This window comes from Arthrobacter sp. NPDC080073 (genome assembly GCF_040686575.1).
Lineage (GTDB): Bacteria > Actinomycetota > Actinomycetes > Actinomycetales > Micrococcaceae > Arthrobacter.
The window spans coordinates 227738-253073 of sequence record NZ_JBFBKR010000003.1; the positions used below are offsets into that span (position 1 = coordinate 227738).

24 protein-coding genes are annotated in these 25336 nt (G+C 64.4%); 15 read left to right on the forward strand and 9 right to left on the reverse strand.

The annotated features are described in order from the left end of the window. Window positions 1-9: 9 nt before the first annotated feature. The 7 genes from whiA (at window position 10) to AB0O52_RS05230 (ending at window position 5955) form a co-directional block, all read left to right on the forward strand. Window positions 10-990 carry a DNA-binding protein WhiA gene (gene whiA, locus AB0O52_RS05200; protein WP_133202987.1) on the forward strand — a complete coding sequence of 327 codons (981 nt, stop codon included), beginning with the start codon at window positions 10-12 and terminating at the stop codon, window positions 988-990. A gap of 109 nt (window positions 991-1099) precedes the next feature. Further along, window positions 1100-1723 carry a superoxide dismutase gene (locus AB0O52_RS05205; protein WP_364534373.1) on the forward strand — a complete coding sequence of 208 codons (624 nt, stop codon included), beginning with the start codon at window positions 1100-1102 and terminating at the stop codon, window positions 1721-1723. Between the two features lie 286 nt (window positions 1724-2009). Then, window positions 2010-3020 carry a type I glyceraldehyde-3-phosphate dehydrogenase gene (gene gap, locus AB0O52_RS05210; RefSeq protein WP_364534376.1) on the forward strand — a complete coding sequence of 337 codons (1011 nt, stop codon included), beginning with the start codon at window positions 2010-2012 and terminating at the stop codon, window positions 3018-3020. Between the two features lie 9 nt (window positions 3021-3029). Further along, window positions 3030-4256, forward strand: coding sequence for a phosphoglycerate kinase (locus tag AB0O52_RS05215; protein ID WP_364534379.1), 1227 nt, complete (start codon window positions 3030-3032; stop codon window positions 4254-4256). A gap of 83 nt (window positions 4257-4339) precedes the next feature. Beyond that, entirely contained in the window at window positions 4340-5155 is an 816-nt protein-coding gene (tpiA, locus tag AB0O52_RS05220; RefSeq protein ID WP_364534382.1) for a triose-phosphate isomerase, read from the forward strand. Window positions 5156-5202: 47 nt separating this feature from the next. After that, window positions 5203-5460, forward strand: a complete 258-nt coding sequence (gene secG / locus AB0O52_RS05225) for a preprotein translocase subunit SecG (RefSeq protein WP_364534385.1) — start codon at window positions 5203-5205, stop codon at window positions 5458-5460. 99 nt (window positions 5461-5559) lie between these two features. Then, the gene (locus AB0O52_RS05230) at window positions 5560-5955 is read left to right on the forward strand and encodes an RNA polymerase-binding protein RbpA (protein ID WP_364534388.1); all 396 of its coding nucleotides are present in this window, start codon (window positions 5560-5562) and stop codon (window positions 5953-5955) included. Here AB0O52_RS05230 and pgl read toward each other — a convergent pair. From pgl to tkt, 6 genes are read right to left on the reverse strand one after another with little or no spacing between them, the layout of a single operon-like run. Beyond that, window positions 5908-6726 carry a 6-phosphogluconolactonase gene (gene pgl / locus AB0O52_RS05235; RefSeq protein WP_364534391.1) on the reverse strand — a complete coding sequence of 273 codons (819 nt, stop codon included), beginning with the start codon at window positions 6724-6726 and terminating at the stop codon, window positions 5908-5910. The genes AB0O52_RS05230 and pgl overlap by 48 nt on opposite strands. An 8-nt stretch (window positions 6727-6734) precedes the next feature. After that, a complete protein-coding gene (locus AB0O52_RS05240; RefSeq protein ID WP_364534394.1) occupies window positions 6735-7658 on the reverse strand; it encodes a glucose-6-phosphate dehydrogenase assembly protein OpcA in 924 nt (307 codons plus the stop codon). Then, the gene (gene zwf, locus AB0O52_RS05245) at window positions 7655-9220 is read right to left on the reverse strand and encodes a glucose-6-phosphate dehydrogenase (RefSeq protein WP_364534397.1); all 1566 of its coding nucleotides are present in this window, start codon (window positions 9218-9220) and stop codon (window positions 7655-7657) included. The genes AB0O52_RS05240 and zwf overlap by 4 nt, the downstream gene beginning before the upstream one ends. Window positions 9221-9235: 15 nt before the next feature. Then, window positions 9236-10867: a glucose-6-phosphate isomerase gene (locus AB0O52_RS05250; RefSeq protein WP_364534399.1), complete on the reverse strand. Its 1632-nt coding sequence runs from the start codon at window positions 10865-10867 to the stop codon at window positions 9236-9238. A gap of 5 nt (window positions 10868-10872) precedes the next feature. Next, window positions 10873-11991, reverse strand: coding sequence for a transaldolase (gene tal, locus AB0O52_RS05255; RefSeq protein ID WP_364534402.1), 1119 nt, complete (start codon window positions 11989-11991; stop codon window positions 10873-10875). A 57-nt stretch (window positions 11992-12048) separates the two neighbouring features. Continuing rightward, window positions 12049-14166 (reverse strand): transketolase, encoded by a 2118-nt coding sequence (tkt, locus tag AB0O52_RS05260; RefSeq protein ID WP_364534811.1) that lies wholly within the window; start codon window positions 14164-14166, stop codon window positions 12049-12051. A 415-nt stretch (window positions 14167-14581) separates the two neighbouring features. On the opposite strand from tkt, the gene AB0O52_RS05265 reads away from it, so the two are divergent. Both AB0O52_RS05265 and AB0O52_RS05270 read left to right on the forward strand, forming a co-directional pair. After that, window positions 14582-15544 (forward strand): heme o synthase, encoded by a 963-nt coding sequence (locus AB0O52_RS05265; protein WP_364534405.1) that lies wholly within the window; start codon window positions 14582-14584, stop codon window positions 15542-15544. Window positions 15545-15971: 427 nt separating this feature from the next. Next, complete coding sequence (locus AB0O52_RS05270; protein ID WP_364534408.1) at window positions 15972-17120, forward strand: glutathione-independent formaldehyde dehydrogenase; 1149 nt, start codon at window positions 15972-15974, stop codon at window positions 17118-17120. 60 nt (window positions 17121-17180) lie between these two features. Here the strand turns inward: AB0O52_RS05270 and AB0O52_RS05275 are convergent, their stop codons facing one another. The 3 genes from AB0O52_RS05275 to AB0O52_RS05285 are packed head-to-tail and all read right to left on the reverse strand — an operon-like array spanning window position 17181 to window position 19923. Beyond that, window positions 17181-18125 carry a COX15/CtaA family protein gene (locus AB0O52_RS05275; protein ID WP_364534411.1) on the reverse strand — a complete coding sequence of 315 codons (945 nt, stop codon included), beginning with the start codon at window positions 18123-18125 and terminating at the stop codon, window positions 17181-17183. Between the two features lie 59 nt (window positions 18126-18184). Next, a complete protein-coding gene (locus AB0O52_RS05280) occupies window positions 18185-18961 on the reverse strand; it encodes an ABC transporter permease (RefSeq protein ID WP_364534414.1) in 777 nt (258 codons plus the stop codon). Next, window positions 18958-19923 carry an ABC transporter ATP-binding protein gene (locus AB0O52_RS05285; RefSeq protein ID WP_364534417.1) on the reverse strand — a complete coding sequence of 322 codons (966 nt, stop codon included), beginning with the start codon at window positions 19921-19923 and terminating at the stop codon, window positions 18958-18960. The genes AB0O52_RS05280 and AB0O52_RS05285 overlap by 4 nt, the downstream gene beginning before the upstream one ends. Before the next feature lie 108 nt (window positions 19924-20031). Here AB0O52_RS05285 and AB0O52_RS05290 point away from each other — a divergent pair, with 108 nt between their 5' ends. The 6 genes from AB0O52_RS05290 to AB0O52_RS05315 are packed head-to-tail and all read left to right on the forward strand — an operon-like array spanning window position 20032 to window position 25231. Beyond that, window positions 20032-20853 carry a MarR family transcriptional regulator gene (locus tag AB0O52_RS05290; RefSeq protein ID WP_364534420.1) on the forward strand — a complete coding sequence of 274 codons (822 nt, stop codon included), beginning with the start codon at window positions 20032-20034 and terminating at the stop codon, window positions 20851-20853. Between the two features lie 11 nt (window positions 20854-20864). Beyond that, window positions 20865-22340, forward strand: a complete 1476-nt coding sequence (sufB, locus tag AB0O52_RS05295) for a Fe-S cluster assembly protein SufB (RefSeq protein WP_284981344.1) — start codon at window positions 20865-20867, stop codon at window positions 22338-22340. Between the two features lie 2 nt (window positions 22341-22342). Then, window positions 22343-23671 carry a Fe-S cluster assembly protein SufD gene (gene sufD / locus AB0O52_RS05300; protein WP_364534423.1) on the forward strand — a complete coding sequence of 443 codons (1329 nt, stop codon included), beginning with the start codon at window positions 22343-22345 and terminating at the stop codon, window positions 23669-23671. Between the two features lie 26 nt (window positions 23672-23697). Further along, window positions 23698-24054, forward strand: coding sequence for a non-heme iron oxygenase ferredoxin subunit (locus AB0O52_RS05305; RefSeq protein ID WP_364534426.1), 357 nt, complete (start codon window positions 23698-23700; stop codon window positions 24052-24054). 38 nt (window positions 24055-24092) lie between these two features. Further along, window positions 24093-24884: a Fe-S cluster assembly ATPase SufC gene (gene sufC / locus AB0O52_RS05310; protein ID WP_364534429.1), complete on the forward strand. Its 792-nt coding sequence runs from the start codon at window positions 24093-24095 to the stop codon at window positions 24882-24884. A gap of 14 nt (window positions 24885-24898) precedes the next feature. Beyond that, window positions 24899-25231, forward strand: coding sequence for a metal-sulfur cluster assembly factor (locus AB0O52_RS05315; protein ID WP_364534432.1), 333 nt, complete (start codon window positions 24899-24901; stop codon window positions 25229-25231). Window positions 25232-25336: the final 105 nt, after the last annotated feature.

A 25336-nucleotide genomic window follows, 5' to 3' on the forward strand; every position in this document is an offset into this window, starting at 1 on the left:
GAACATGCGATGGCACTGACCGCATCGGTCAAGGAAGAACTTTCCCGGCTGGACATCAAGAAGTCGTCCGTCCGCAAGGCCGAAGTTTCGGCCATGCTTCGTTTTGCGGGCGGACTACACATTATTTCGGGCCGGATCGTGATCGAGGCAGAGGTTGACCTCGCCTCAACGGCGCGGCGGCTTCGAGCCGCGATCGCCGAAGTCTACGGGCACCAGAGCGAAATCATCGTCGTCTCCGGCGGGGGGCTCCGTCGCGGTAGCCGCTACGTTGTCCGTGTAGTGCGCGACGGCGAAGCCCTGGCCCGCCAGACCGGCCTCCTCGACGGCCGCGGACGGCCTGTGCGTGGCTTGCCGTCCGCCGTCGTCAACGGCTCGGCGTCGGATGCCGAAGCAGTGTGGCGCGGAGCGTTCCTGGCTCACGGATCCCTTACCGAACCCGGCCGGTCTTCCTCGCTCGAGGTCACGTGTCCCGGGCCGGAATCGGCGCTTGCCCTCGTGGGGGCCGCCCGCCGCCTCGGCATCCAGGCCAAGGCCCGGGAAGTGCGCGGGGTGGACCGCGTGGTCATCCGTGACGGTGACACGATCGCCGCGCTCCTCACCCGGATGGGCGCCCACGACGCCCTCATGGTGTGGGAGGAGCGTCGCATGCGCAAGGAAGTCCGGGCCACGGCCAACCGCCTCGCGAACTTCGACGACGCCAACCTGCGCCGCTCGGCCCAGGCCGCCGTCGCGGCCGGCGCCCGCGTGGACAGGGCCCTGGAAATCCTGGGCGACGACGTTCCCGACCACCTCAAGTACGCCGGTGAACTCCGCGTGGCCCACAAACAGGCCAGCCTGGATGAATTGGGCCGGCTAGCCGATCCGCCCATGACCAAGGACGCCATCGCGGGAAGGATCCGGCGGCTTCTGGCCATGGCGGACAAGCGGGCCGGCGACCTGGGGATCCCGGGTACCGAGGCAAATGTGACCCCCGAAATGATGGACGAATAAAGCTCCCGCCCTAGAATCGTCAGGGTGTGGATTTCCGGCCGGTTCGCCGGTCGGATGAACAAAACGAGAGTTACCAACCGGACCCCGGTCCACTACATTGGAGGATTTCGTGACAGAGTACGTACTGCCCGAGCTCGGCTACGACTACGCAGCACTTGAGCCGCACATTTCGGCGAAGATCATGGAGCTGCACCACAGCAAGCACCACGCCGCCTATGTAGCAGGCGCCAACAACGCCATGGCCCAATTGGCCGAGGCTCGCGACAAGGGCGACTTCGCCAACATCAACCGCCTCTCGAAGGACCTCGCGTTCCACACCGGCGGCCACATCAACCACTCCGTGTTCTGGAACAACATTTCCCCGGACGGCGGCGACAAGCCCGAGGGTGAGCTGGCTGCAGCCATTGACGACGCCTTCGGCTCCTTCGATGCGTTCCGTGCCCAGTTCTCCGCAGCCGCGCTCGGCCTGCAGGGATCCGGCTGGGGCTTCCTTGCCTACGAGCCCATCGGCGGCAACCTCCTCATCGAGCAGCTCTACGACCAGCAGGGCAACGTCGCAGTCGGCACAACCCCGCTGCTCATGCTGGACATGTGGGAGCACGCCTTCTACCTCGACTACGTCAACGTCAAGGCTGACTACGTCAAGGCCTTCTGGAACATCGTCAACTGGGCCGACGTCGCGAAGCGCTTCGAAGCGGCCCGCGCGAACGCCACCGGGCTGATCGTTCTCTAGCGATTTCCGTCCCGAATCGGTGAGTGACGCGGAATACACAAGGATGTAACAAACTTCACATTCAGGTGAATTTCGCTCAAATACCGGATTGTCTGCCCCCGCAGTTGCGGGGGCAGACGTAGTTAAACGTAAGATGGGTCACGGAAGGCGGTTAGCCTTCAGCAATGTGGCTGGTCGCCCTCCGATCTGATAATCACTTCTGCCCAATGATGTGCGGGAATTGTTAGTTGGAATCAAGATCCGACTCACTAGGTGTGCTTGCAAGAGCACCAAGGAGACTGAAATAGTGACCACCCGTATTGGTATCAACGGCTTTGGCCGCATCGGCCGCAACTACTTCCGCGCAGCACTCGCCCAGGGTGCAGACCTCGAAATTGTTGCGGTCAACGACCTCACGAGTCCCGAGGCACTTGCCCACCTTTTGAAGTATGACTCCGTCGGCGGTCGCCTGACTGAGTCCGTTGAAGTCAAAGAGGGCAACCTCATTGTTGACGGCAACATCATCAAGGTCCTTGCAGAGCGCGATCCTGCGAACCTCCCCTGGGGCGAGCTGGGCGTCGACATCGTCATCGAGTCCACAGGCTTCTTCACCAAGGCTGCCGCCGCGAAGAAGCACATCGATGCAGGTGCCAAGAAGGTCCTGATCTCCGCCCCTGCCTCGGACGAAGACATCACCATCGTCATGGGCGTCAACCACGAGCTCTACGACCCCGCAGCCCACCACATCATTTCCAACGCTTCCTGCACCACCAACTGCCTCGGCCCGCTGGCCAAGGTCGTCAACGATGCCTTCGGCATCGAGCGCGGCCTCATGACCACGGTGCACGCCTACACGGCAGACCAGAACCTGCAGGACGGCCCCCACAGCGACCTTCGCCGTGCCCGTGCCGCAGCGATCAACATGGTTCCCACCTCCACGGGTGCTGCCAAGGCGATCGGCCTCGTCCTTCCGGAGCTGAAGGGCAAGCTCGACGGCTACGCCATCCGCGTCCCGGTCCCGACCGGTTCCGCCACGGACCTGACCGTCACGGTTTCCCGCGAAGTGACCGTCGAGGAAGTCAACGCAGCACTCAAGGCTGCCTCCGAGACCGAGCAGTTCAAGGGCATCCTCAGCTACACGGCAGATCCGATCGTCTCCTCGGACATCGTCGGCGATCCCTCTTCTTCGATCTTCGACTCCGGCCTCACCAAGGTCATCGGCAACCAGGTCAAGGTTGTTTCCTGGTATGACAACGAATGGGGCTACTCCAACCGCCTCGTTGACCTCACGGAGCTCGTCGCATCCAAGCTGGGCTAGGGTAGACACATGACATCTCACACCCTCAACGAACTGATCGCTGAAGGTGTCCGCGGGCGGTACATTCTTGTCAGAAGTGACCTGAATGTGCCGCTCGACGGCTCTACAGTGACCGACGACGGCCGCATCAAGGCCTCCCTCCCGGTCATCGAAAAGCTCTCGGACGCCGGTGCCCGCGTGCTCGTCACGGCCCACCTCGGACGCCCCAAGGGCTCTCCCGAGGCCAAGTACTCGCTCAAGCCCGCAGTGGCGCGGCTGGCGGAGCTCGCTCCATTCAAGGTCCAGCTTGCGGAAGACACCGTTGGCGGGTCCGCCAAGGAACTGGCCGCCTCGCTGGGCGACGGAGACGTCCTCGTCCTGGAGAACGTCCGCTTCGACGCCCGCGAAACCAGCAAGGACGACGCCGAGCGCGGCGCCTTCGCCGATGAACTCGTAGCGCTGACCGGTGCCAACGGTGCGTTCGTGGATGACGCCTTCGGTGCCGTCCACCGCAAGCACGCCAGCGTGTACGACGTCGCCACCCGGCTTCCTTCCTACCAGGGGGACCTCGTCCACACCGAGGTGGAGGTCCTGCGCAAACTCACCACGGATACCCAGCGCCCGTACGTCGTGGTTCTGGGCGGCTCCAAGGTCTCGGACAAGCTCGCGGTGATCGAAAACCTCCTGGGCAAGGCTGACACCATCCTCGTCGGTGGCGGAATGCTCTTCACCTTCCTCGCGGCGGTTGGTCACAAGGTCGCGGGCAGTTTGCTTGAAGCCGACCAGATCCCCGTGGTCCAGGACTACCTCAAGCGCGCTTCCGACGCCGGTACCGCATTCGTCATCCCCACCGACGTCGTGGTCGCAAGCCGCTTCGCGGCTGACGCCGAACACGAAGTGGTCGCCGCAGACGCGATCGAGGACAGCTCGTTCGGTGCCTCCGGCATCGGCCTGGACATCGGACCGATCTCCGCGGAGGCATTCGCCGAACAGATCAAGGCCGCCAAGACCGTGTTCTGGAACGGCCCCATGGGCGTCTTTGAATTCGAAGCTTTCTCGGGCGGCACCCGTGCCATCGCCCAGGCTTTGACCGAGACGCCGGCATTCACTGTGGTGGGCGGCGGCGACTCCGCCGCGGCCGTCCGGACCCTCGGCTTTGAGGACTCCCAGTTCGGTCACATTTCCACCGGCGGCGGCGCCAGCCTGGAATACCTTGAAGGCAAGGATCTTCCCGGCCTGAGCGTTCTGGACCGCTAAGGCTACACGGCCGGCGGGGCGCCCCTTCCTGGAAGGCAAGCGCCCCGCCGGCTTCCCTATCTCAACGCATCTTTGGAGCACACGTGACAACTTCTGCCAACGGAAACTTCATCCGCAAGCCCTTCATTGCCGGCAACTGGAAGATGAACATGGACCACGTCCAGGGCATCACCCTGCTGCAGAAGCTGGCATGGACCCTGTCCGACGCCAAGCACGACTACGGCCGGGTGGAGGTTTCGGTCTTCCCGCCGTTCACCGACCTGCGCGGTGTGCAAACCCTCGTTCAGGGCGACGAGCTGGACGTCGTCTACGGCGGACAGGACCTTTCGCAGTTCGACTCCGGAGCCTACACCGGCGATATCTCCGGCCAGTTCCTCAACAAGCTCGGTTGCGCCTATGTCCTGGTGGGCCACAGCGAGCGCCGCACCATCCACAACGAGGATGACCAGCTCCTCAACGCGAAGGTCAAAGCGGCCTTCCGCAACGGTGTCACGCCGGTCCTGTGCGTCGGCGAGGGCCTTGAAGTCCGCCAGGCCGGCACCCACGTGGAGCACACGCTGGCACAACTGCGCGCCGGCGTCGAAGGCCTTTCTGCGGAGCAGGCAGCCGAACTGGTTGTCGCGTACGAGCCTGTCTGGGCCATCGGGACGGGCGAAGTCGCGGGACCCGAAGACGCACAGGAGATGTGCGCAGCGATCCGTTCAGAGCTCGCATCCTTGTTCGACGATGCCGTGTCTGCCAAGACCCGGCTCCTCTACGGCGGTTCGGTCAAGGCCAACAATGCTGCGGCGATCATGGCCGAGAGCGACGTCGACGGGCTGCTGGTAGGTGGCGCGAGCCTGGACCCAGCCGAGTTTGCTAACATTGTCAGGTTCGAGAGCCACCTCAGCGCGGCTTAGTCCGTTTCAGGTTCCGCTCCCGTTTTCCGTTCTTCCGAAAGGCCGTCGTGGACGTTCTTCAAGTCATTCTGCAGATTCTGCTGGGCATTACCAGCCTTCTGCTGACGCTGCTCATCCTCCTCCACAAGGGGCGTGGCGGCGGGTTGTCCGATATGTTTGGCGGCGGCATGAGCTCGGGATTGAGTTCTTCAGGTGTCGCAGAGCGAAACCTCAACCGCTTCACCATCGTCTTGGGCTGCACTTGGGGCGTCGTGATCATTGGACTTGGCCTCATCATGCGTTTCACCACGGGTGGAAACTCCTAGCACTGCCGCCGTCGGATCCTCGCACTAGAGGGGTCCTCTCACTAGACTAGGCTCCATGGCCTTCAGCGCCATGCAGCCGAACTCTCAAGGGGATCGACGATGGTTCATGGTACTTCAGGATTCCGGGGCACACGTGCCGGCGTAACTGCTGGATCGGCCCCGAGGAACCAACCCGACTCTGTTGGTGGCGAGAGCTTGCCGCGTATTCGTGTTCCCTATTGGTGCGCCAAGGGACATGAGACGCGGCTTGTTTTCGTTAAGCTCCCGGAAGATCAAATCCCGATCCGGTGGGACTGTCCGAAATGTGGCCTGGTTGCCGTCCGCGAACAGGGCGAAGCCACCACGGAACGTGCGGACGAAGAAGTCTTCAAGAGCCACCTGGACTACGTTAAAGAAAGGCGCTCCAGCCAGGAGGCGGAAATTGTCCTGGCCGGAGCGCTCAAGCGGTTACGCGCCCGCGGGGTCCTTACGGACGAGCTGCTGGGGGACACGTGAGGCTGCATTTTCATCGATGAGCCATAGGGTCCTCGAGCGGCCACTAGGACCGGCGGCGGGAACCTGGACCGGGTTGGCCCCGGCGAGGGCCAGTCCCACGGCGCCGGCCTTGTCCTCGCCTGCCACAACCATCCAGATTTCCTGGGCGGAGTTGATGGCGGGCAACGTCAGCGAAATCCTCGACGGCGGTGGCTTGGGGGAGTTCTCGACGCCCACGACCGTACGGTCCTTCACGCGGATACCCGCCTGCTCCGGGAAGAGCGAGGCAATGTGCGCATCCGGTCCCACGCCGAGCAGCAGGATGTCGAAGCGAGGCAACTCCCCGGCCTCCTCGGGGCGACTGTCCGAGGTGTCCGCGGCGTGCTCGGCAACGGCTGCAGCCTTGAGCCGGGCCGCGTAGTCCGCGGCGGCCTCGTCCGCGGTGGCGAACTCATCCGATGAACCCGGTTCGTGCACACGGGCCGGGTCCACGGGCAGGCTGGAGAGCAGTGCCTCACGCGCCTGTACGGTGTTGCGGTCCGTGCTGTCCTTGCCAACGAAGCGCTCGTCACCCCACCAGAAGTTCACCCGGGACCAGTCAACGGCGGGCGCCGCGGGCGAGTCGGCAACCGCTTTCAGCGTGCCGATACCCACGGTTCCGCCGGTGAGGACCACAGTGGCTTCGCCGTGCTTGTCCTGGACGTCCACCAGCTTGGTGATGAGCCGTGCTGCGATCGCGGCCATAAGGACGGCGGAGTTGGGATGGATGCTTACTCTGGGGTCAGCGCTCACTGGGACGGTCACTCCTTGCTATTGGTTCGGGGCAGTCCCATAGTAATCACTTCTCCGAAGACGTCGTCGGGGTCGAGGCGGCGCAGTTCTTCGGCGAGGCAGTCCCGCAGGCTGCGGCGCGGGAGTGAAATCCGCTGGGCGGGCTGGCCCGGCTGGGTCAGTTCCGCGACGGTGAGGCCGGGCCGGACCAGCTGGACGTCGCCGGTGGCGCGGCTCAGCCGCACCCTGCGGATGCCCGTTCCTGCCGGGTCGGCGAGGATCCGGACCGGGGCGTCGAGGAACAGCGTGAGCCAGGCGGCCAGCAGCAAAGTGCTGGGCGAGTCCGAAGCGCCCTCGACGGCGATGGCCGTGACAGGCGATTCGTCTACCTGATCCAGGGCTGCCGCGAGTTGCACGCGCCAGTTGGTCAGGCGTGTCCAGGCGAGGTCGGTGTCCCCGGCGCGGTACGTGGCCCGGATCCGGGCCAGGGCCGCCGCGGGGTCGGCTTCGTTGGCGGAGTCCGTGATGCGGCGGTGCGCGATGCGTCCGATGGAGGTCTCGCAGGCGTTCTCGGGCGCTCCGTGCGGCCACCAGGCCACGATCGGCGCGTCCGGCAGCAGCAGCGCCGCGACGAGGGATTCGCTTTCCTTGGCGAGCTCACCATAGCCGCGCAGCACGATGACCTCCGATGCGCCGGCGTCGCCGCCCACCCGGATCTGGGCGTCGAGGCGGTTGGGCGCCTCGCTGCCGGCGTCGGCGAGGACGATGATGCGGCAGGGGTGTTCGCGGCTGGCCTCGTTGGCTGCCTCGATGGCTTCTTCCTCGAGACCGGACTTGGTGACGACCACGAGGGTCAGGACGCGACCAAGGGCGATCACGCCTCCCTGCTCGCGCAGGGAGGTGAGCTTCTTGGAGATCTTGGAGGTGGTGGTGTCGGGAAGATCTACGATCATGGCCTTCTCCAGGTTCGTCCGTCGCGGGCAAGCAGTTCGTCGGCCGAGGCCGGGCCCCAGCTGCCGGGGGCATAGGGTTCGGGTTGTTCATCGAGCCCGGCCCAGTATTCCTCGAAGGGGTCCAGGATCTTCCAGGACTCCTCGACTTCCTGGTGCCGCGGGAAGAGCGGCGGCTCGCCCAGCAGCACGTCCAGGATGAGGCGTTCGTAGGCCTCGGGGCTGGACTCGGTGAACGAGTGGCCGTAGCCGAAGTCCATGGTCACGTCGCGGACTTCCATCTGCGTGCCCGGGACCTTGGAGCCGAAGCGGATCGTGGCGCCCTCGTCGGGCTGGACGCGGATGACCACGGCGTTCTGGCCGAAGTCGTCCTCGCCGTGGCCGCGGAAGAGCAGGTTGGGCGCCCGTTTGAACACCACCGCGATCTCGGTCACGCGCCGGCCAAGGCGTTTGCCTGCCCGGAGGTAGAAAGGCGCGCCGGCCCACCGCCGGGTGTTGATGTCCAGGCGGATCGCCGCGTAGGTTTCGGTCTTGGAATCGGCCGGAATGCCCTCTTCCTCGAGGTAGCCCTGGACCAGTTCCCCGCCCTGCCAGCCGCCGGTGAACTGCCCGCGGGCCGAGTGGGTGGACAGGTCTTCGGGGAGCCTGACCGCGGCCAGGACCTTTTCCTTTTCGGCACGCAGGTCATCGGCGTTGAAGGAGATGGGCTCCTCCATGGCCGTCAGCGCGAGCAGCTGCAGGAGGTGGTTCTGGATGACATCGCGGGCCGCGCCGACGCCGTCGTAATATCCCGCCCGGCCGCCGGTGCCGATGTCCTCGGCCATGGTGATCTGGACGTGGTCAACGTAGTTGGCGTTCCAGAGCGGCTCGAACAGCTGGTTGGCGAAGCGCAGGGCCAGGATGTTCTGGACCGTTTCCTTGCCCAGGTAGTGGTCGATGCGGAAGACCGCGTCCGGCGGGAAGACGGACTCGACGATGTCGTTGAGCTTGCGCGCGGAATCCAGGTCGTGGCCGAAGGGCTTCTCGATGACCACCCGGCGCCACTGCCCGTCGCCGGCCTGCGCCAGACCATGCTTGGAGAGCTGCTGGCAGACCTGCTCGAAGGCCTTGGGAGGAATGGACAGGTAGAAACCGTGATTGCCGCGCGTGCCGCGGGTCTCGTCGAGTTCGTCAAGCGTGGCGCTGAGGCGCTTGAACGCCTGGTCGTCGTCGAACTCTCCCTGGACGAAGCGGATGCCCTCGGAGAGCTGGTTCCAGACGGCGTCGTCGAACGGGGTACGGGAGTGCGCCTTGACGTTCTCCTTGACCTCGTCCGCGAAGTCCTCGTTGCTCCAGTCCCGCCGGCCGAAGCCGACGAGCGCGAAGCTCGGCGGCAAGAGCCCGCGGTTGGCGAGGTCGTAGACCGCCGGCATGAGTTTCTTCCGGGCGAGGTCACCGGTGACTCCGAAGAACACCAACGACGAAGGCCCTGCGATGCGGTTCAGGCGCCGGTCCCGAGGATCCCGGAGGGGATTGCGGTGGCTTGCCTTTCCGGTGGACCTGTAACCGATTTCAGTTTCTGGCATGTTTGGGTTTGTGCCTTAGCTTTCGAGCGCGCTGGCCTGGCCGGCCAACGCGGCGACAATGTCCTGGAGCTGGGCAACGCCCGCCCCACGATCCGTGAGGTGCAGTCGCAGGACCGGACGGCCGTGGTTCTCGAGAACCTGGGCATCGCCGGCCGCCTGGGCTGTGATCAGTTGACCGAAAGTGAACGGGCGCTCCGGGATGGCGATATCGCCGGCCGCGGAGGCCGTCACCTGCAGGAAGGAACCGATGGCCGGTCCGCCCTTGTGGAATTGCCCGGTGGAGTGCAGGAAGCGCGGACCCCAGCCGAAAGTGACCGGCCGGCCGCTGACGGCGGCGAGTTCGTCGCGGATGCCCTCCAGCTGCGCGAACGCGATCCGGTCGAAATATGCCTGGACGCTGAGGTAGCCGTCCGTGCCGAGTTCACCGAGGAGCGCCTTGACCGCGTCGGCGGCCGTTGCGGCGTCGCCGAGCCACGCACCCCCGCGGACCTCGATCACGCCGTCGACGAAGTTCGCCGGCGTCGGCTCGGGACGGGCGTCCAACAGGCCGCGCGCGGCAATCTTGGCTGCCTCGACGTCGGGCTGGTCAAAGGGGTTGATGCCCAGCAGGCGCCCTGCGACCGCGGTAGCGAATTCCCAGACGAACATCTGGGTGGCCAGGCCACCGGCGACGGCGGCCTCGTTCCCACCGAGTTCGACGTCGGAGTCCGCACCGACGAGCCGGATCACCAGGACGTCTTCCGCGCCGCTGCTGACCTCGGGTGCGGACGGGCCTGCAACAACCGGCAGGACCCCGGTGCCGAGCTTGCCGGTGGACTCGGCGATGAGCTGCTCAGCCCAGTCCGCGAATCCGACAATGCCGGAACCGTCTTCGACGATGACGATCTTGTTGCGCAGCGGGGTGGTTCCGCCGAGCGCAGCACCGAGCCGGAGCCCGATGTTTTCCGGGGAGTCCTCGTTGAGGATCTCCGCAGCTTCCTCGGCCTCGTCCAGGAAGGCCTGGATGTCGACCCCGGCGAGGCCGCTGGGAACCAAGCCGAAAGCCGTCAGCGCCGAAAAGCGGCCTCCGACGTTCGGGTCGGCGTTGAAAACGGCACGGTAGCCGGCTTCACGGGAGGCCTTGTCCAGCGGCGAACCGGGATCGGTCACGACGACGATGCGGCTCTTGGCATCGATGCCGGCCTCGGTGAAGGCCTGCTCGAACACCCGCCGCTGCGAGTCGGTCTCCACGGTGGAGCCCGACTTGGAGGAGACCACGATCGCGGTCTCGGCCAGGCGGTCCGCAAGGGCAGCACCGACCTGTTCGGGGTCTGTGCTGTCCAGCACGGTCAGCTCGACGCCGGCGGTGCCGGCAATGACCTCGGGGGCAAGCGAAGAGCCGCCCATGCCACACAGGACAATGCGGGAGACTCCTTCGGCCCGGAAGGCATCCCGGAGTTCCAGGATCCCTTCGACCAAAGGCCGGGAAACGGTTGCCGCTTCCACCCATCCAAGACGGATGGCGGATTCGGATTCGGCATCCGGACCCCACAGAGTGTGGTCCTTCGCGAAAATCCTCGTGGCAATCCGGTCTTCGACAAGTGCCGGGATGTGCTGCTCAATGGCCTGCTGCGCAGCACCGCTGGCGTCGTAGCTGAGAGTGCTCATGTGGGTTAGGAAGCCTTCCGTGCAGAGGCGAGGGCGCCTTCGACGTCTGCCAGAAGTTCCTTCCAGCTGGCGACGAACTTGTCCAGGCCCTCGGATTCGAGGATTGCGACGACGTCGTTGTAGGAGATGCCCAGGCCTTCCAGTGCGTTGAGGACGCTGTTGGCTTCCTCGTAGGTGCCGGAGATGGTGTCACCGGTGACTACGCCGTGGTCGAACGTGGCGTCGAGGGTCTTTTCCGGCATGGTGTTGACGACGCCGGCGGCGACCAGTTCGGTGACGTAGAGGGTGTCCGGGTATGCCGGGTCCTTCACGCCGGTCGAAGCCCACAGCGGGCGCTGCGGAAGCGCGCCGGCTGCCGCCAGGACTGCCCAGCGCTCGGTGGAGAACAGCTCTTCGTAGACCTGGTACGCCAGGCGGGCGTTGGCGACGCCTGCCTTGCCCTTGAGGGCCTTGGCTTCATCGGTGCCGATGGCGTTGAGGCGCTTGTCGATCTCGGTGTCCACGCGGGAGACGAAGAAGGACGCCACCGAGTGGATCTTGGAGAGGTCGTGGCCGTTTTCCTTGGCCAGCTCAAGGCCGGACTGGAAGGCGTTGATGACGGCGCGGTAGCGCTCCAGGGAGAAGATCAGGGTCACGTTGACGCTGATGCCTTCGGCCAGGGTTGCCGTGATGGCGGCGAGGCCCTCAAGGGTTGCGGGGATCTTGATGTGGACGTTGTCCTTGTTGACCTTCTTGTACAGGTGCTTGGCCTCGGCGATGGTGCCTTCGGTGTCCCATGCGAGGCGGGGGTCCACCTCGATGGAGACCCGGCCATCGACGCCCTTGCTCGCTGCCGCGACCGGTGCGAAGAGGTCGCACGCGTCGGCAACGTCGCGGGTGGTGATCTCGAAGACAGTTTCTTCGACGGTGGCGCCCTTGGCGGCCTCTTCGGAGATCACGGCGTCGTAGTCGCTGCCGGCGGTGATGGCGGCGTGGAAGATGGACGGGTTGGTGGTGACGCCAACCACGTTCTTCTCGTCGATGAGCTTCTGCAAGGTGCCGCTGGACAGGCGTTCCCGGGAAAGGTCGTCCAGCCAGATGGACACGCCGGCGTCGGAAAGCTGCTGGGTGGGAGTCGTAGTCATTTCTTTAATCTCCTTGGAAATCTGTTCGTTGCTGTCGGATTCGTCTCAAACGCGTTTTCAGCTACTGAGACCCGCGAGGGAGTCCTTCGCGGCGGCGGCGACTGCTTCTGCCGTGATGCCGAACTCCTTGAAGAGGCGCTTGTAGTCCGCCGAGGCGCCGAAGTGCTCGAGGCTGATGGAGCGTCCGGCGTCGCCGACGAATTCCTTCCAGCCCAGTGCCAGACCGGCTTCGACCGAGACGCGGGCCTTGACGGCGGCCGGGAGGACGGACTCGCGGTAGGCGGAGTCCTGCTTGTTGAACCACTCGACGCACGGCATCGAGACGACGCGGGTGGCGATGCCTTCGGCCTGGAGCGCTTCGCGGGCGTTCACGGCCAGCTGGACCTCGGAACCGGTGCCGATCAGGATGACGTCGGCCGGGACCGTGGCGCCGTCCTTCGAAGCCTCTGCCAGGACGTAGCCGCCCTTTGCGACGCCTGCGGTGGAACCGAAGGTGTCACCCTCGGCAACGCCCTCGCCGCGTGCGTAGGTCGGGATGTTCTGGCGGGTCAGCACGATGCCTGCCGGGTTCTCGTGGTTTTCCAGCATGGTCTTCCATGCTGCGGCCACCTCGTTGGCGTCGCCGGGACGGACAACGTCCAGGCCCGGGATGGCGCGCAGGGTGGACAGCTGTTCCACCGGCTGGTGGGTGGGGCCGTCTTCGCCCAGGCCGATGGAGTCGTGGGTCCAGACGTACAGCGACGGAACACCCATGAGGGCGCCAAGGCGGATCGCGGGACGCTGGTAGTCACTGAAGATCAGGAACGTGCCGGAGAACGCCCGGGTCCGGCCGTGCAGGGAGATGCCGTTCACGATCGACGCCGCTGCGTGCTCGCGGATGCCGAAGTGCAGCACCCGGCCGTAGGGGTTGCCCTTCCACGCGCCGGTGGAGCGCGAGGCCGGGATGAACGACGGCGAACCCTCGATGGTTGTGTTGTTGGACTCGGCGAGGTCGGCCGAGCCGCCCCACAGTTCCGGCAGGACCGGGCCGATCGCGTTCAGGACCTTGCCGGACGCGGCGCGGGTGGAAACTTCCTTGCCCGCTTCGAACACCGGCAGCGCGGCGTCGAGCTCGACAGGAAGTTTCTTGGCCTCGATGCGCTCAAGCAGGGCAGCGCCCTCCGGGTTGGCGGTCTGCCAGGCCTCGAAGGATGCCTGCCATTCGCTGCGCTCGGCTGCGCCGCGTTCGACGACGGCGCGGGCGTGTGCCAGGACGTCCTCGTCAACCTGGAAGGAACGCTCGGGGTCGAAGCCCAGTACTTCCTTCAGTGCTGCGACTTCCTCGGCGCCGAGGGCGGAACCGTGGATCTTGCCGGTGTTCTGCTTCTTGGGAGCAGGGTAGCCGATGATGGTGCGCAGCGAGATGATGGACGGCTTGGACGTCTCGGCCTTCGCGGCGAGCAGGGCACCGTAGAGCTCCTGGACATCTTCGACGTATTCGCCGGTCTTGGTCCAGTCCACGCGCTGGGTGTGCCAGCCGTAGGCTTCGTAGCGCTGGAGCACGTCCTCGGTGAACGCGATGTCGGTGTCGTCTTCGATGGAGATGTGGTTCTCGTCGTAGATCACCACGAGGTTGCCCAGTTCCTGGTGCCCGGCCAGTGAAGAAGCTTCCGAGGTGACACCTTCCTGGAGGTCGCCGTCGGAGGCAATGACCCAGATGGTGTGGTCGAACGGGCTCTCGCCGGCGGGAGCATCGGCGTCGAACAGGCCGCGTTGGCGGCGCTGTGAGTAGGCGAAGCCCACCGAGGAGGCCAGGCCCTGGCCCAGCGGGCCGGTGGTGATCTCGACGCCGGCGGTGTGCTTGTATTCCGGGTGGCCCGGGGTGAGCGAACCCCACGTGCGCAGGGCCTCGAGGTCCTTCAGCTCCAGGCCGTAGCCGGAAAGGAACAGCTGGATGTACAGGGTCAGCGACGTGTGTCCGGGGGACAGGATGAACCTGTCGCGGCCGATCCAGTCCGGGTGCTTCGGGTCGTGGCGCATCAGCTTCTGGAACAGCAGGTAGGCGGCCGGTGCAAGGCTCATGGCCGTGCCGGGGTGACCGTTGCCGACCTTCTCGACGGCGTCAGCGGCCAAAACGCGGATGGTGTCCACGGCGCGCTGGTCCAGGCTGGTCCAAGTCAGTTCTTGCTCTTCCAAATGTGGCACGTAAACCGAGCCCCTCTCTGTGCTGACGGCTGGTGACGGCACATGGCAAGCCTCGGGCACAGGATGGCGCCCGCTGCGAAGTTCCTACCAGCCGTTCACCATTGAAACGTTGATCTATCATCCAGACATGCAAATCTGAGAATACGCTTTCTCGGAAACCTGCGTGAGCTGATCTGCAGACAGCTTAGCCCGGTTCGCAGCCTTGAATGGTGGGAATCTCAAAAAATGGACGCATATTCCGTTTTATGAATCACGGCGGCGGCAAAGTGCCGGTGAACTTTCGGAAACAATGGAAAGTCCGCCGGTGCCGTGGCGTGGGACGGGCCACGGTATGATATCTGGAGGCCACCAGCGGCGAGTGCGCCACCGCGGGAAACCCGCCTTGACAACACCAGCAAAGAACAGAGTGACTGCCAACGTGAGCACAACAGATACGCCCCTCAATGCTTCCCCGGCTGTGGGGAAGCGCGGAATGTCCCGTAAGTTCAAGGCGTATCTGGCACTGACCAAACCCCGCGTGATCGAGTTGCTGCTGGTCAGCACCCTGCCCACCATGATCTTCGCGGAACGGGGCTTCCCCTCGATCGGCTTGATACTTGCCACGTTGGTGGGTGGCGCCTTCGCAGCCGGCAGCGCAGGGGTCTTCAACTGTTACATCGACCGCGACATCGACAAGTTGATGCACCGAACCGAAAAGCGTCCCCTCGTGACGGGCGAAGTCACCCCCCGCGAAGCACTCGTCTTCGCGTGGATCCTTGGAACTGCCTCCATCGCCATCCTCTGGTTCGGGGCCAACCCGCTTTCGGCGTGGCTAGGCCTTGGTGCGATTGTTTTCTACGTTGTCATCTACACGATGATCCTCAAGCGCCGCACGGCACAGAACATCGTATGGGGCGGTGCCGCCGGCTGCTTCCCCGTGCTGATCGCCTGGGCGGCGGTGACGAACACTGTTGAGTGGCCCGCCGTCGTGCTCTTCATGGTGATTTTCCTGTGGACTCCTCCGCACTACTGGCCGCTGTCCATGCGGTACGGCGAGGACTACCGCAACGCCAACGTCCCCATGCTCGGTGCCATCGCAGGTGCCAAGGTGGTTTCCGTCCAGGTGGTTCTGTACGCCTGGGCCATGGTGGTGTGCTCGCTGCTTTTGGTGCCGGTTGGCCGCGCGGGCTGGGTGTACACCATCGCCGCCGTCCTTGCCGGCGCCTGGTTCCTGTACGAATCCCATGCCCTCTACAACCGGGCACAGGGCGGGGACGTCTCGAACAAGGGCGCCATGAAGGTCTTCCACGGCTCCATCAGCTACCTGACGCTTCTCTTCATTGCCCTCGCCGTGGACCCGTTCATGGGTTCCCCGATCATCGGCGGCTGACGGCCCCCTCATCGGCAAACGCCCGGTCACTTATAGGGGCATATGGCAAACCCCCGCGTAGCTTTAGCGGGCAAACGAACGACCCTCCTTCACGTCGTGATGATGTGGACGAGGGTCTTTTCAGTTTCCGGTAACCTCTCGACACCTTTGCTAAGGGTGCTTACTATTAAGGCTCGATCAATTTCCCTTTTGCGGGCGGACGGGCCGGGCGGGACTTTCCCGGATGAGCCTGCCTCCCGACCCTGTGGTGGGTTCGGCGACCACAATCCTTGTTTCCCCCCTTACCCGCCAGTTCCACATGCGTGTATCCAGGTGACACCCCGGCCGTTTGGGGCCGCTGCCCTGCATGCCCGTGACTTTGCTGCGCACCCGGAAGCTACGACGCCTTGGGCAACGGCCGGGATGGGATAAAAGAAAGAGCGGAAAAATGAAGGCAGTAGTTTACAAAGGACCGAATGACGTCAGCGTCGAGGACGTACCGGATGCCAAAATCGAACATCCGGCCGACGTGCTGGTCCGGATTACCACGACCAATATCTGCGGCTCGGACCTGCACATGTATGAAGGCCGCACCAGCTTCGAACCCGGACGCGCCTTCGGGCACGAGAACCTGGGCGAAGTGATCGACACGGGCCCGGCGGTCAGCAAAGTAAAGGTGGGCGAACGCGTCGTGCTGCCGTTCAACATTGCCTGCGGATTCTGTAAAAACTGCGAACGGAGTTTCACTAATTACTGCCTGACCATGCAGCCAGAACCCCACCTCGCCGGCGCAGCCTACGGGTTCGCGGACATGGGTCCGTACCAGGGCGGACAGGCCGAGTACCTGCGGGTGCCATACGGGGACTTCAACTGCCTGCGCTTGGGCGAGGACGCCGTGGAGAAAGAGCTCGACTACGTCATGGTCGCCGACATTTTCCCCACCGGCTGGCACGCCACCGAACTGGCGGGGGTGTACCCCGGAGACTCAGTGGTCATTTACGGCGCAGGACCAGTCGGCCTCATGGCCGCCTACTCGGCGATTATCAAAGGCGCCGGCAAAGTCATGGTCGTGGACCGCCAAACTGACCGGCTGAAACTGGCGGAGCAGATCGGCGCCATCCCCGTTAACGATGCGGAGGTGGACCCCGTTGAATTCGTCAAGGACCAGACCATGGGGTTCGGGGCTGACCGGGGCTGCGAATGCGTCGGCTACCAGGCCCACGACCCGGGCGGAACCGAACATCCCAACATGACCCTGAACCGGCTCGTGGACTCGGTCCGGTTCGTCGGCGGTCTGGGCGTCGTAGGCGTGTTCCTGCCACAGGACCCTGGAGCCCCCGACAAACTCGCCCGGCAGGGCCAAGTGGCCTTCGACTACGGAAACTACTGGTTCAAAGGACAGACCATGGGCTCCGGACAGTGTCCCGTCAAGAAATACAACCGGGCCCTGCGCGACCTCATCGCTGGCGGCAAAGCCACCCCCTCATTCATCGTCAGCCACGAGCTGCCGCTGGACCAGGCCCCCGAGGGGTACAGGAACTTCGACAGCCGCGAGGACGGTTGGACCAAGGTAGTCCTCCACCCCGCCGAAGCCTGATGCGCGGTTATTCCCACACCTGCTGAGGTACGACGGCGGCAGTCGCCGAAGGAGAAACGCCTAGAGCTTCGGGCTGAACCGGGCCACGTCCGCCGCGTTCGTGGCGGCACTCATGAGCAGGGCGGCACCCAACATGTGCGCGCCCACCAAGAGGGCGGGGATGCCGTTGTAATACTGGGCAAAGCCAATGACCGCCTGCAGGACCGTTACGGCAAGCAGCAGCAGTGCCGCAGTGCGGAACGGGCCGGTGATTCCCTTGCGCAGGACGAAGTAGACGGCGAAGACGGCTCCAGCCGTGATGAGGTACGCCGGCACCGCGTGGATGTGCGAGACGAGGTCCCAGTCGAGATCATTGCGCGGAGCGCTTGCGTCCCCGGCGTGCGGTCCGGCGCCGGTGACGACGACGCCGAGGCACACGGCGATTGCCGAAAAGAACGCGACGGCGGTCATGACGGGACTCATTGCGCCAGGAATCGCTGCCAACTGCCGTTTCATGAAGCGGCCGGTCCGGCCGTATGCGCGATTAACCAGCAGTGTGGAGAAGACAACCAGGGCCATGGAAACCAGGAAATGCAGTCCGACAACCCAGGGGTTCAGGTTGGACAGCACGGTGATTCCGCCAATGATGGCCTGTGCGGGAATGCTGGCCAGCAGGCCCACAGCCAGGAGGAAGAGGTCGCTGCGTTCCTTGCGGAGGTTCCACAAGTACACCAGCATCAGGACGGCGACGGCCGCCAAGGCGAATGTCAGCATCCGGTTGCCGAACTCGATGAAGCCGTGGATGCCCATCTCCGGGGTATTCACGAGCGAACCGCTGGTACAGCGCGGCCATGTCGGGCAGCCGAGCCCTGAGGATGTCAGCCGGACCGCGCCGCCGGTGACCACCAGGACCACCTGGCCGACCAGGGACAACATCGCCAGCCTGCGGATGGTGCTGTTGACTTCCGTGGGCAGCTTGGCGGTCAACTGCTGGATGGACTTCGGGAGGCGGGAAGCCGTGCTCACAGTGTTCTCAATTCTCGGTACTCAATTCACGCTGACGGTTCGGTTCCACAACGGGACGCTCAGTTCCATTTGAACCAGCGGACGGCGGCCGCGCCAGGGACGATTGTCCACAGCAACAGCACAAGAACGTAGGGCAAGGAGACGCTGCCATGGAGGAAAGCGTCCCTGAGTGACTGTCCCAGGGCTCCTGAGGGCAGGAAGTGCACGATGCTTTGGGCCAAGTCCGGCAAACGCTCGGCAGGAACCACGATTCCACCGAGGGCGCCCAGCAGGATCCAGAGCAGGTTGGTGATGGCGAGGGTTGCTTCCGGCCGCACGGTGCCGGCAACCAGGAGCCCGAGCGCAGTGAACGCAGCGGCGCCGAGAACCAGCAGGCCCAGGCCGGGAAGCCAGCCTTCGGGACGCGGATGCCAGCCCAGCAACGCGGCCACGGCGCCGATCACCAGGACCTGGAGAACCAGGACGGCCAAGACGGCGATGATCTTGCCGGCGATGAGGCCCGTCCGGCCAAGGGGAGTGGTCGAGAGGAAGCGGAGCACGCCGTAGCGGCGGTCGAATCCCGTGGCAATGCCCTGGCCGGTGAATGCCGTGGACATGGCACACAGTGCGAGAACGCCCGGGGTTGCGATGTCCACCCGATTGGCGCCCAGGCCATCGAGCAGCGGTGTGACGGTGAGTCCCACCAAGGCCAGCAAGGGCATGATCACCGCGAGGATCAGCTGCTCGCCGTTCCTGATCATGGTCAAAGTTTCGTAGCGGCCCTGCAGGAGGATCCTGCGCATCAAGGGCGCGGGTCCGGCGTCGGGTATGCCGAGGGCGGGGGCTGCGTTGGTCATCGGATGTCCCTTCCGGAAATGTCCAGGAAAACGTCTTCCAAGCTGCGGGCCTCCAGGCGGAGGGATGCCGGCATGATGCCCTTCTCGGCCCACCAGGCCGTGAGCTTCGCCAGATGCTGCGGCGTCAGTGTGCCGGCGATCGCGTAGCTGCCCGCCCGGCTTTCAGTGATGGTCAGTTCGTCGCCGATGGCTGCCGCAATGTCCAGGCCGGCCGGGGCGTCAAAGAACAGGGTGCGTTCGGTCACCCCGTCCATGGCCTCGTGGCCGTGGCTCAACAAGTCGGCGACGGTGCCCTCAGCGACGTTGCGGCCGGCGTCGATGATGTAGACATAGTCCGCAAGCCTCTGGGCGTCGTCCATGAGGTGCGTGGTGAGGATGATGCCCATGCCGGCGTTCCGCAGTTCGGCGATGAGCTCAAAGACGATTTGGCGCGACTGGGGATCGAGGCCCGCGCTGGGCTCGTCCAGGAACAGGACTTGGGGATTGCCGATGAGGGCAGCCGCAAGCGAGAGCCGTTGCTTTTGGCCGCCGGACAAGCGGCGGACGCCGGTGCGGCTGAAGGAGTCGATGCCCAAGCGCTCCACGAGCCCGTCCAGGGGAAGCGGATTCCGGTACATGCCCGCAATGTGCCGAAGCAAGGGGATGGGACGGGCCGACGGCGGGAGGCCGCCGTCCTGCAGCATCACGCCGACGCGCGAACGAAGGTTCGCCCCGGCCGTGTCAGGGTCTTCGCCGAGGAGTTCGATCCGGCCGCCGGTACGCTTTTGAAGGCCTTGCGCGCATTCGAGCGTTGTTGTCTTGCCTGCACCGTTGGCGCCCAGCAAAGCCGTGACCTGGCCGCGTTCTGCGAACATTGACAGTCCGCTGACCACCCGGAGCATCTTGCCGTCAAGGGAAGCCAGCGGGCCAACGTCCTTGATGAGTCCATCGATGGTGAGGACAGGGGATTCGGGAGATCGCACCAAAGTATTCTACGTGAAGTAGTAGGGGTGCAGGGGAAGGTGCCGCAGGCCAGCCTTGCCTTACTGGATGCACGGACTAAATTACGACATGATTGTGTTGTGTATTCCATGAGGAGTTCTGTTTCCGTGCCCGCAAGGCCGCTCGCAAGGCACAGCGCCGTCGTGCCTGTGCCCGGTGGCGCAGCTGTCGGCGTGGCCGATGCGGAAGACCGCACCCGGGACCGGGTTCTCAACGCGGTGCTGGAGCACGGTCCTGTCAGCGCGGCTGAACTTGGCGACATGCTGGGCTTCACCCCTGCAGCTGTCCGCCGGCACCTGGATCACCTTCAGCGTGCCGGGGTCATCGAGGTAAAGCGCGTCGCGAAGGCGGGTGCCGGCGCAGGGCGGCCGGCCCGTCGCTATGTCCTCAGCTCCCAAGGCCAGTCGAAGCTTGGGGATGACTACCTTAACATTGCAAGTTCCGCGCTGCGGCGGCTGCGGGACCTTGCGGGCGAACAAGCAGTCAGGGACTACGCAGTAGAGCGCTTCGCCGAGATGGAACAGCGCTACGCACCCGAAGTCGACCGGGCCGGTTCCGATATCGCAGCCCGCGCTGTGGCCCTGTCCAAGGCGCTGAGCAGGGACGGATACGTCGCGTCGGCCGCGTCGATTGAGACCAAGTCGCCCTTGCCCGCTTCCCTCTCGAGCGTCCAGTTGTGCCAGGGCCATTGCCCCATCCAGCAGCTCGCCGCGGAATTTCCCGTTTTTTGTGACACTGAGACCGAACTGTTTTCCCGTTTGGTCGGCGTCGATGTCCGCAGGCTCTCCACCCTCGCGCAGGGCGGCCATGTCTGCACCACCCACATTCCCACAGGCAGGCCGGCCGCCAAGGAGGCCCTCGGGTTTCCCAAGCTGCGGGCCACGCCCCATGTCGAATCCAACAATCAGTAAGAAAGGCCGTGATGACGGGTCAATTAGCTGAAGGAACAGCAGAGAAAGCGCTAGCTGACGGTGCTGTGATCTCGGAGATTCTGGAGAAGAATCCCGAGCTGCACGGTATTGGCAACTACGAGTACGGATGGGCCGACAAGAACGACGTCGGCGCCAACGCACGCCGTGGTCTCAACGAAGAGGTAGTCCGCGACATTTCGGCCAAGAAGAACGAGCCGCAATGGATGCTGGACCTCCGCCTGAAGGGCTTGAAGTACTTCGACCGCAAGCCGATGCCCACCTGGGGTGCAGACCTCTCCGGCATCGACTTCGACAACATCAAGTACTTCGTGCGCTCCACCGAGAAGCAGGCTGCCACGTGGGAAGACCTCCCCGAGGACATCCGCAACACCTACGAGAAGCTGGGCATCCCGGAAGCCGAGCGCAGCCGCCTCGTGTCCGGCGTGGCCGCGCAGTACGAGTCCGAGGTTGTGTACCACCAGATCCGCGAGGACCTGGAAAAGCAGGGCGTTATCTTCCTGGACACGGACACCGCGCTCCGTGAGCACCCGGAGATCTTCCAAGAGTACTTCGGCACCATCATTCCGGTGGGCGACAACAAGTTCGCGTCGCTGAACACGGCCGTGTGGTCCGGCGGTTCGTTCGTGTACGTCCCCAAGGGCGTCCATGTGGACATCCCGCTGCAGGCCTACTTCCGCATCAACACCGAGAACATGGGCCAGTTCGAGCGCACCCTGATCATCGCGGACGAGGACTCCTACGTCCACTACATCGAAGGCTGCACCGCTCCGATCTACACCTCGGACTCGTTGCACTCCGCAGTGGTGGAAATCATCGTGAAGAAGGGCGCCCGCGTCCGTTACACGACCATCCAGAACTGGTCCACGAACGTGTACAACCTGGTCACCAAGCGCGCTATCTGCGAAGAAGGCGCCACCATGGAATGGATCGATGGCAACATCGGCTCCAAGGTGACCATGAAGTACCCGGCTGTCTACCTGGTCGGCGAGCACGCCAAGGGTGAGACCCTGTCCATCGCCTTCGCCGGCGAAGGCCAGCACCAGGACACCGGCTCGAAGATGGTCCACATCGCGCCGAATACCAAGAGCTCCATCATTTCCAAGTCCGTGGCCCGCGGCGGCGGTCGTGCAGCCTACCGGGGCCTGGTCCAGGTCCGCGAGGGCGCCAAGCACTCCGCCAACACCGTGCGTTGCGACGCCTTGTTGGTAGATACCATTTCCCGTTCCGATACCTATCCCTACATCGACATCCGCGAGGATGACGTTGTGATGGGTCACGAGGCCACCGTTTCCCGAGTCAGTGAGGAGCAGCTCTTCTATCTGATGTCTCGCGGTATGCCCGAGGACGAGGCCATGGCCATGATCGTGCGCGGCTTCATTGAGCCGATTGCCCGTGAGTTGCCTATGGAATACGCCCTTGAACTCAACCGCCTGATTGAACTGCAGATGGAAGGATCCGTCGGTTAGCAATGACTGAAATCACTACTGAAAAGGCCCGCATCGGCGCGCCATCGGCACACCCCTTTATTGACGGCTTCACCGAAGAGGGTGAGAACCTCTCACCGGTCAACACCGGCACCAACACGTCTTCCACCTCGGAAAAGACGCTGGAACAGGCGCCTTCGGCCGGACCGCTCGCGGGCGCCTCGGCCAAGAGCCACTCCCACGGCGGCGGCGTTGGAATTCCGGACAGTTCGCGCGCAGGTCGGCTGACCTCGTACAAGCTGGCTGACTTCAAGCCCCTCACGGGGCTGGAAGAAGACTGGCGCTTCACCCCGCTCAAGCGGCTTCGCGGCCTTCACAACGAGGTCCTCTCCGGCTCGGCGCCGTCCGTCGCCGTTACCGCCCCGGAGGGCGTCGTCGTCGAGACCGTGGGGCGGGACGACGCCCGCATCGGCTCGGCGGCCATCCCGGAGGACCGCGTGTCCGCCAACGCTTGGGAGAACTTTACCGAGGCCACCGTCATCACGGTGCCCGCCGAGCTCCAGCTCGACGGCGAAGTGTCCGTCCTGCTGACCGGCACCTCCGCTGAAGCTTCCGCCCAGCACATCGTCATCATGGCAGGCCGCTTCTCGAAGTCCCGGATCGTGCTGGACCACCAGGGCAGTGCAATCGTTTCGCAGAACGTCGAAATCCTCGTCGAAGACGGTGCCGACCTGACGGTCATCTCGCTCCAGGAATGGAACGACGACGCCGTTCACGCCTCCTCGCAGCAGGCCAAGCTGGGCCGTGACGCCAAGTTCAAGCACATCGTGGTCAGCCTCGGCGGCGACGTCGTGCGCATGACTCCGTCCACGCGCTTCACGGCTCCCGGCGCGGAAGCCGAGATGTTCGGCCTGTACTTCGCCGACGCCGGCCAGCACCTCGAGCAGCGCCTGTTCGTTGACCACGCAGTGGCCAACTGCAAGTCCCGCGTGCTGTACAAGGGTGCCCTGCAGGGCCGCAACGCACACACCGTGTGGGTGGGCGACGTCCTGATCCGCAAGGAAGCAGAAGGCACCGACTCCTACGAGGCCAACCGCAACCTGGTCCTCACGGACGGCGCACGCGCGGACTCCGTGCCGAACCTGGAAATCGAAACCGGCCTGATCGAGGGCGCCGGCCACGCCAGCGCCACCGGCCGCTTCGATGACGAACACTTGTTCTACCTTATGGCACGCGGCATCCCTGAAGACGTAGCCCGCCGTTTGGTGGTCCGTGGCTTCCTCAACGAGATCATCCAGCAGATCAAGGTACCGGAACTCGAAGAGCGCCTGACCGAAGCTGTTGAGCGCGAGCTCGCCGCGACCGACAACTAATACAAGCCAAGCAGGGAAAACAGACTATGAGCGAACAGCCACAAGGCGAACTGGTATGCAACGCCAACGAGATCCAGGTCAAGCAGGCGCTGCGCATCCTGATCGATGACTACCCCGTAGCCATCGTCAAGGATTCGATGGGCGAGATCCACGCCATCGGCGACACCTGCTCGCATGCGGACATCTCGCTCTCCGAGGGCGAAATCGAAGGCTGCGCGATCGAATGCTGGGGCCACGGCTCCCAGTTCGATCTCCGCACCGGACAACCCTTGCAGCTCCCTGCCTATGACCCCGTCCCCGTCTTCGCCGTCACCCTCGACGGCGACGACGTCTACGTGGACGTGACCAACGTTGTGAACGGCGCCTCAGTACAGAACTACTGAGCGCCAAGTGCCTAAAGACTTACGAAAGAAAGAAGAGCATGTCTACTCTTGAGATCAAGGACCTGCACGTCAGCATCGAGACGGAGCAGGGCACCAAGGAGATCCTGAAGGGCGTCAGCCTGACCATCAAGACCGGCGAGACCCACGCAATCATGGGCCCCAACGGTTCGGGCAAGTCCACCCTGGCGTCCACCATTGCCGGCCACCCGCGCTACAACGTCACGAGGGGCACCATCACGCTCGACGGCGAAGACGTACTGGCCATGAGCGTTGACCAGCGCGCCCGCGCAGGCGTCTTCCTGGCCATGCAGTACCCCGTAGAGGTTCCGGGCGTGACCATGACCAACTTCCTGCGCACCGCCAAGACGGCAATCGATGGCGAAGCTCCTGCCCTCCGCACCTGGACCAAGGACGTCAAGGCGGCCATGCAGCAGTTGCGTATCGACGCCGACTTCGCACAGCGCAACGTCAACGAGGGCTTCTCCGGCGGCGAGAAGAAGCGCGTGGAAATCCTCCAGCTCGAACTCTTCAAGCCGAAGTTCGCCGTGCTTGACGAGACTGACTCCGGCCTGGACGTCGACGCGCTCAAGGTCGTCTCCGAGGGCGTCAACCGCGCCCACGCCACGGGCAACATGGGTACCCTGCTCATCACCCACTACACCCGGATCCTGCGCTACATCAAGCCGGACTTCGTCCACGTGTTTGTTGATGGCCAGGTTGTCGAAGAGGGCGGCCCTGAATTGGCCGACCGCCTCGAAGAAGAAGGCTACGACCGTTACGCCACGGGCGCCGGCGCAGCCACCATCGCTGCTGCGGCAGCACAGGCCTAGTTAGGACTCCCGCCATGACCGAAATCAAAGCGGCTCGCACCAGCCTCGAGGACGTCGAGGAGGCGCTCAAGGATGTCATTGACCCGGAACTCGGTGTCAACGTGGTGGACCTTGGGCTGCTCTACGGTCTGAAGTACTCGGAAGAGGACGGCGCCCTGCTCATCGACATGACGTTGACGACGGCGGCATGCCCGCTGACGGACGTCCTTGAAGAGCAGGTCGGCCAGTCGCTCGACGGCATCGTGGACGACTGGCGCCTCAATTGGGTATGGATGCCGCCGTGGGGTCCCGAGCGGATCACGGACGACGGCAAAGACCAGATGCGGGCCCTCGGCTTCAACATCTAGGTCCCCAGCCCCGGCTTAGGGTACGACGACGGCCGGTCACCTTCCTGCGAAGGTGGCCGGCCGTCGTCGTACCCGCACAGCGTCATAGAACGCCGCTGACCCGCC

Bases quoted from the DNA above. Each gene is read 5' to 3' on its own strand.
- whiA (WP_133202987.1), top strand. From the start codon at position 10: ATGGCACTGACCGCATCGGTCAAGGAAGAACTTTCCCGGCTGGACATC.
- AB0O52_RS05215 (WP_364534379.1), top strand. From the start codon at position 3,030: ATGACATCTCACACCCTCAACGAACTGATCGCTGAAGGTGTCCGCGGG.
- AB0O52_RS05230 (WP_364534388.1), top strand. From the start codon at position 5,560: ATGGTTCATGGTACTTCAGGATTCCGGGGCACACGTGCCGGCGTAACT.
- AB0O52_RS05240 (WP_364534394.1), bottom strand. From the start codon at position 7,658: ATGATCGTAGATCTTCCCGACACCACCACCTCCAAGATCTCCAAGAAG.
- zwf (WP_364534397.1), bottom strand. From the start codon at position 9,220: ATGCCAGAAACTGAAATCGGTTACAGGTCCACCGGAAAGGCAAGCCAC.
- AB0O52_RS05250 (WP_364534399.1), bottom strand. From the start codon at position 10,867: ATGAGCACTCTCAGCTACGACGCCAGCGGTGCTGCGCAGCAGGCCATT.
- tal (WP_364534402.1), bottom strand. From the start codon at position 11,991: ATGACTACGACTCCCACCCAGCAGCTTTCCGACGCCGGCGTGTCCATC.
- AB0O52_RS05270 (WP_364534408.1), top strand. From the start codon at position 15,972: ATGAAGGCAGTAGTTTACAAAGGACCGAATGACGTCAGCGTCGAGGAC.
- AB0O52_RS05280 (WP_364534414.1), bottom strand. From the start codon at position 18,961: ATGACCAACGCAGCCCCCGCCCTCGGCATACCCGACGCCGGACCCGCG.
- AB0O52_RS05290 (WP_364534420.1), top strand. From the start codon at position 20,032: ATGAGGAGTTCTGTTTCCGTGCCCGCAAGGCCGCTCGCAAGGCACAGC.
- sufB (WP_284981344.1), top strand. From the start codon at position 20,865: ATGACGGGTCAATTAGCTGAAGGAACAGCAGAGAAAGCGCTAGCTGAC.
- sufD (WP_364534423.1), top strand. From the start codon at position 22,343: ATGACTGAAATCACTACTGAAAAGGCCCGCATCGGCGCGCCATCGGCA.
- AB0O52_RS05305 (WP_364534426.1), top strand. From the start codon at position 23,698: ATGAGCGAACAGCCACAAGGCGAACTGGTATGCAACGCCAACGAGATC.
- sufC (WP_364534429.1), top strand. From the start codon at position 24,093: ATGTCTACTCTTGAGATCAAGGACCTGCACGTCAGCATCGAGACGGAG.
- AB0O52_RS05315 (WP_364534432.1), top strand. From the start codon at position 24,899: ATGACCGAAATCAAAGCGGCTCGCACCAGCCTCGAGGACGTCGAGGAG.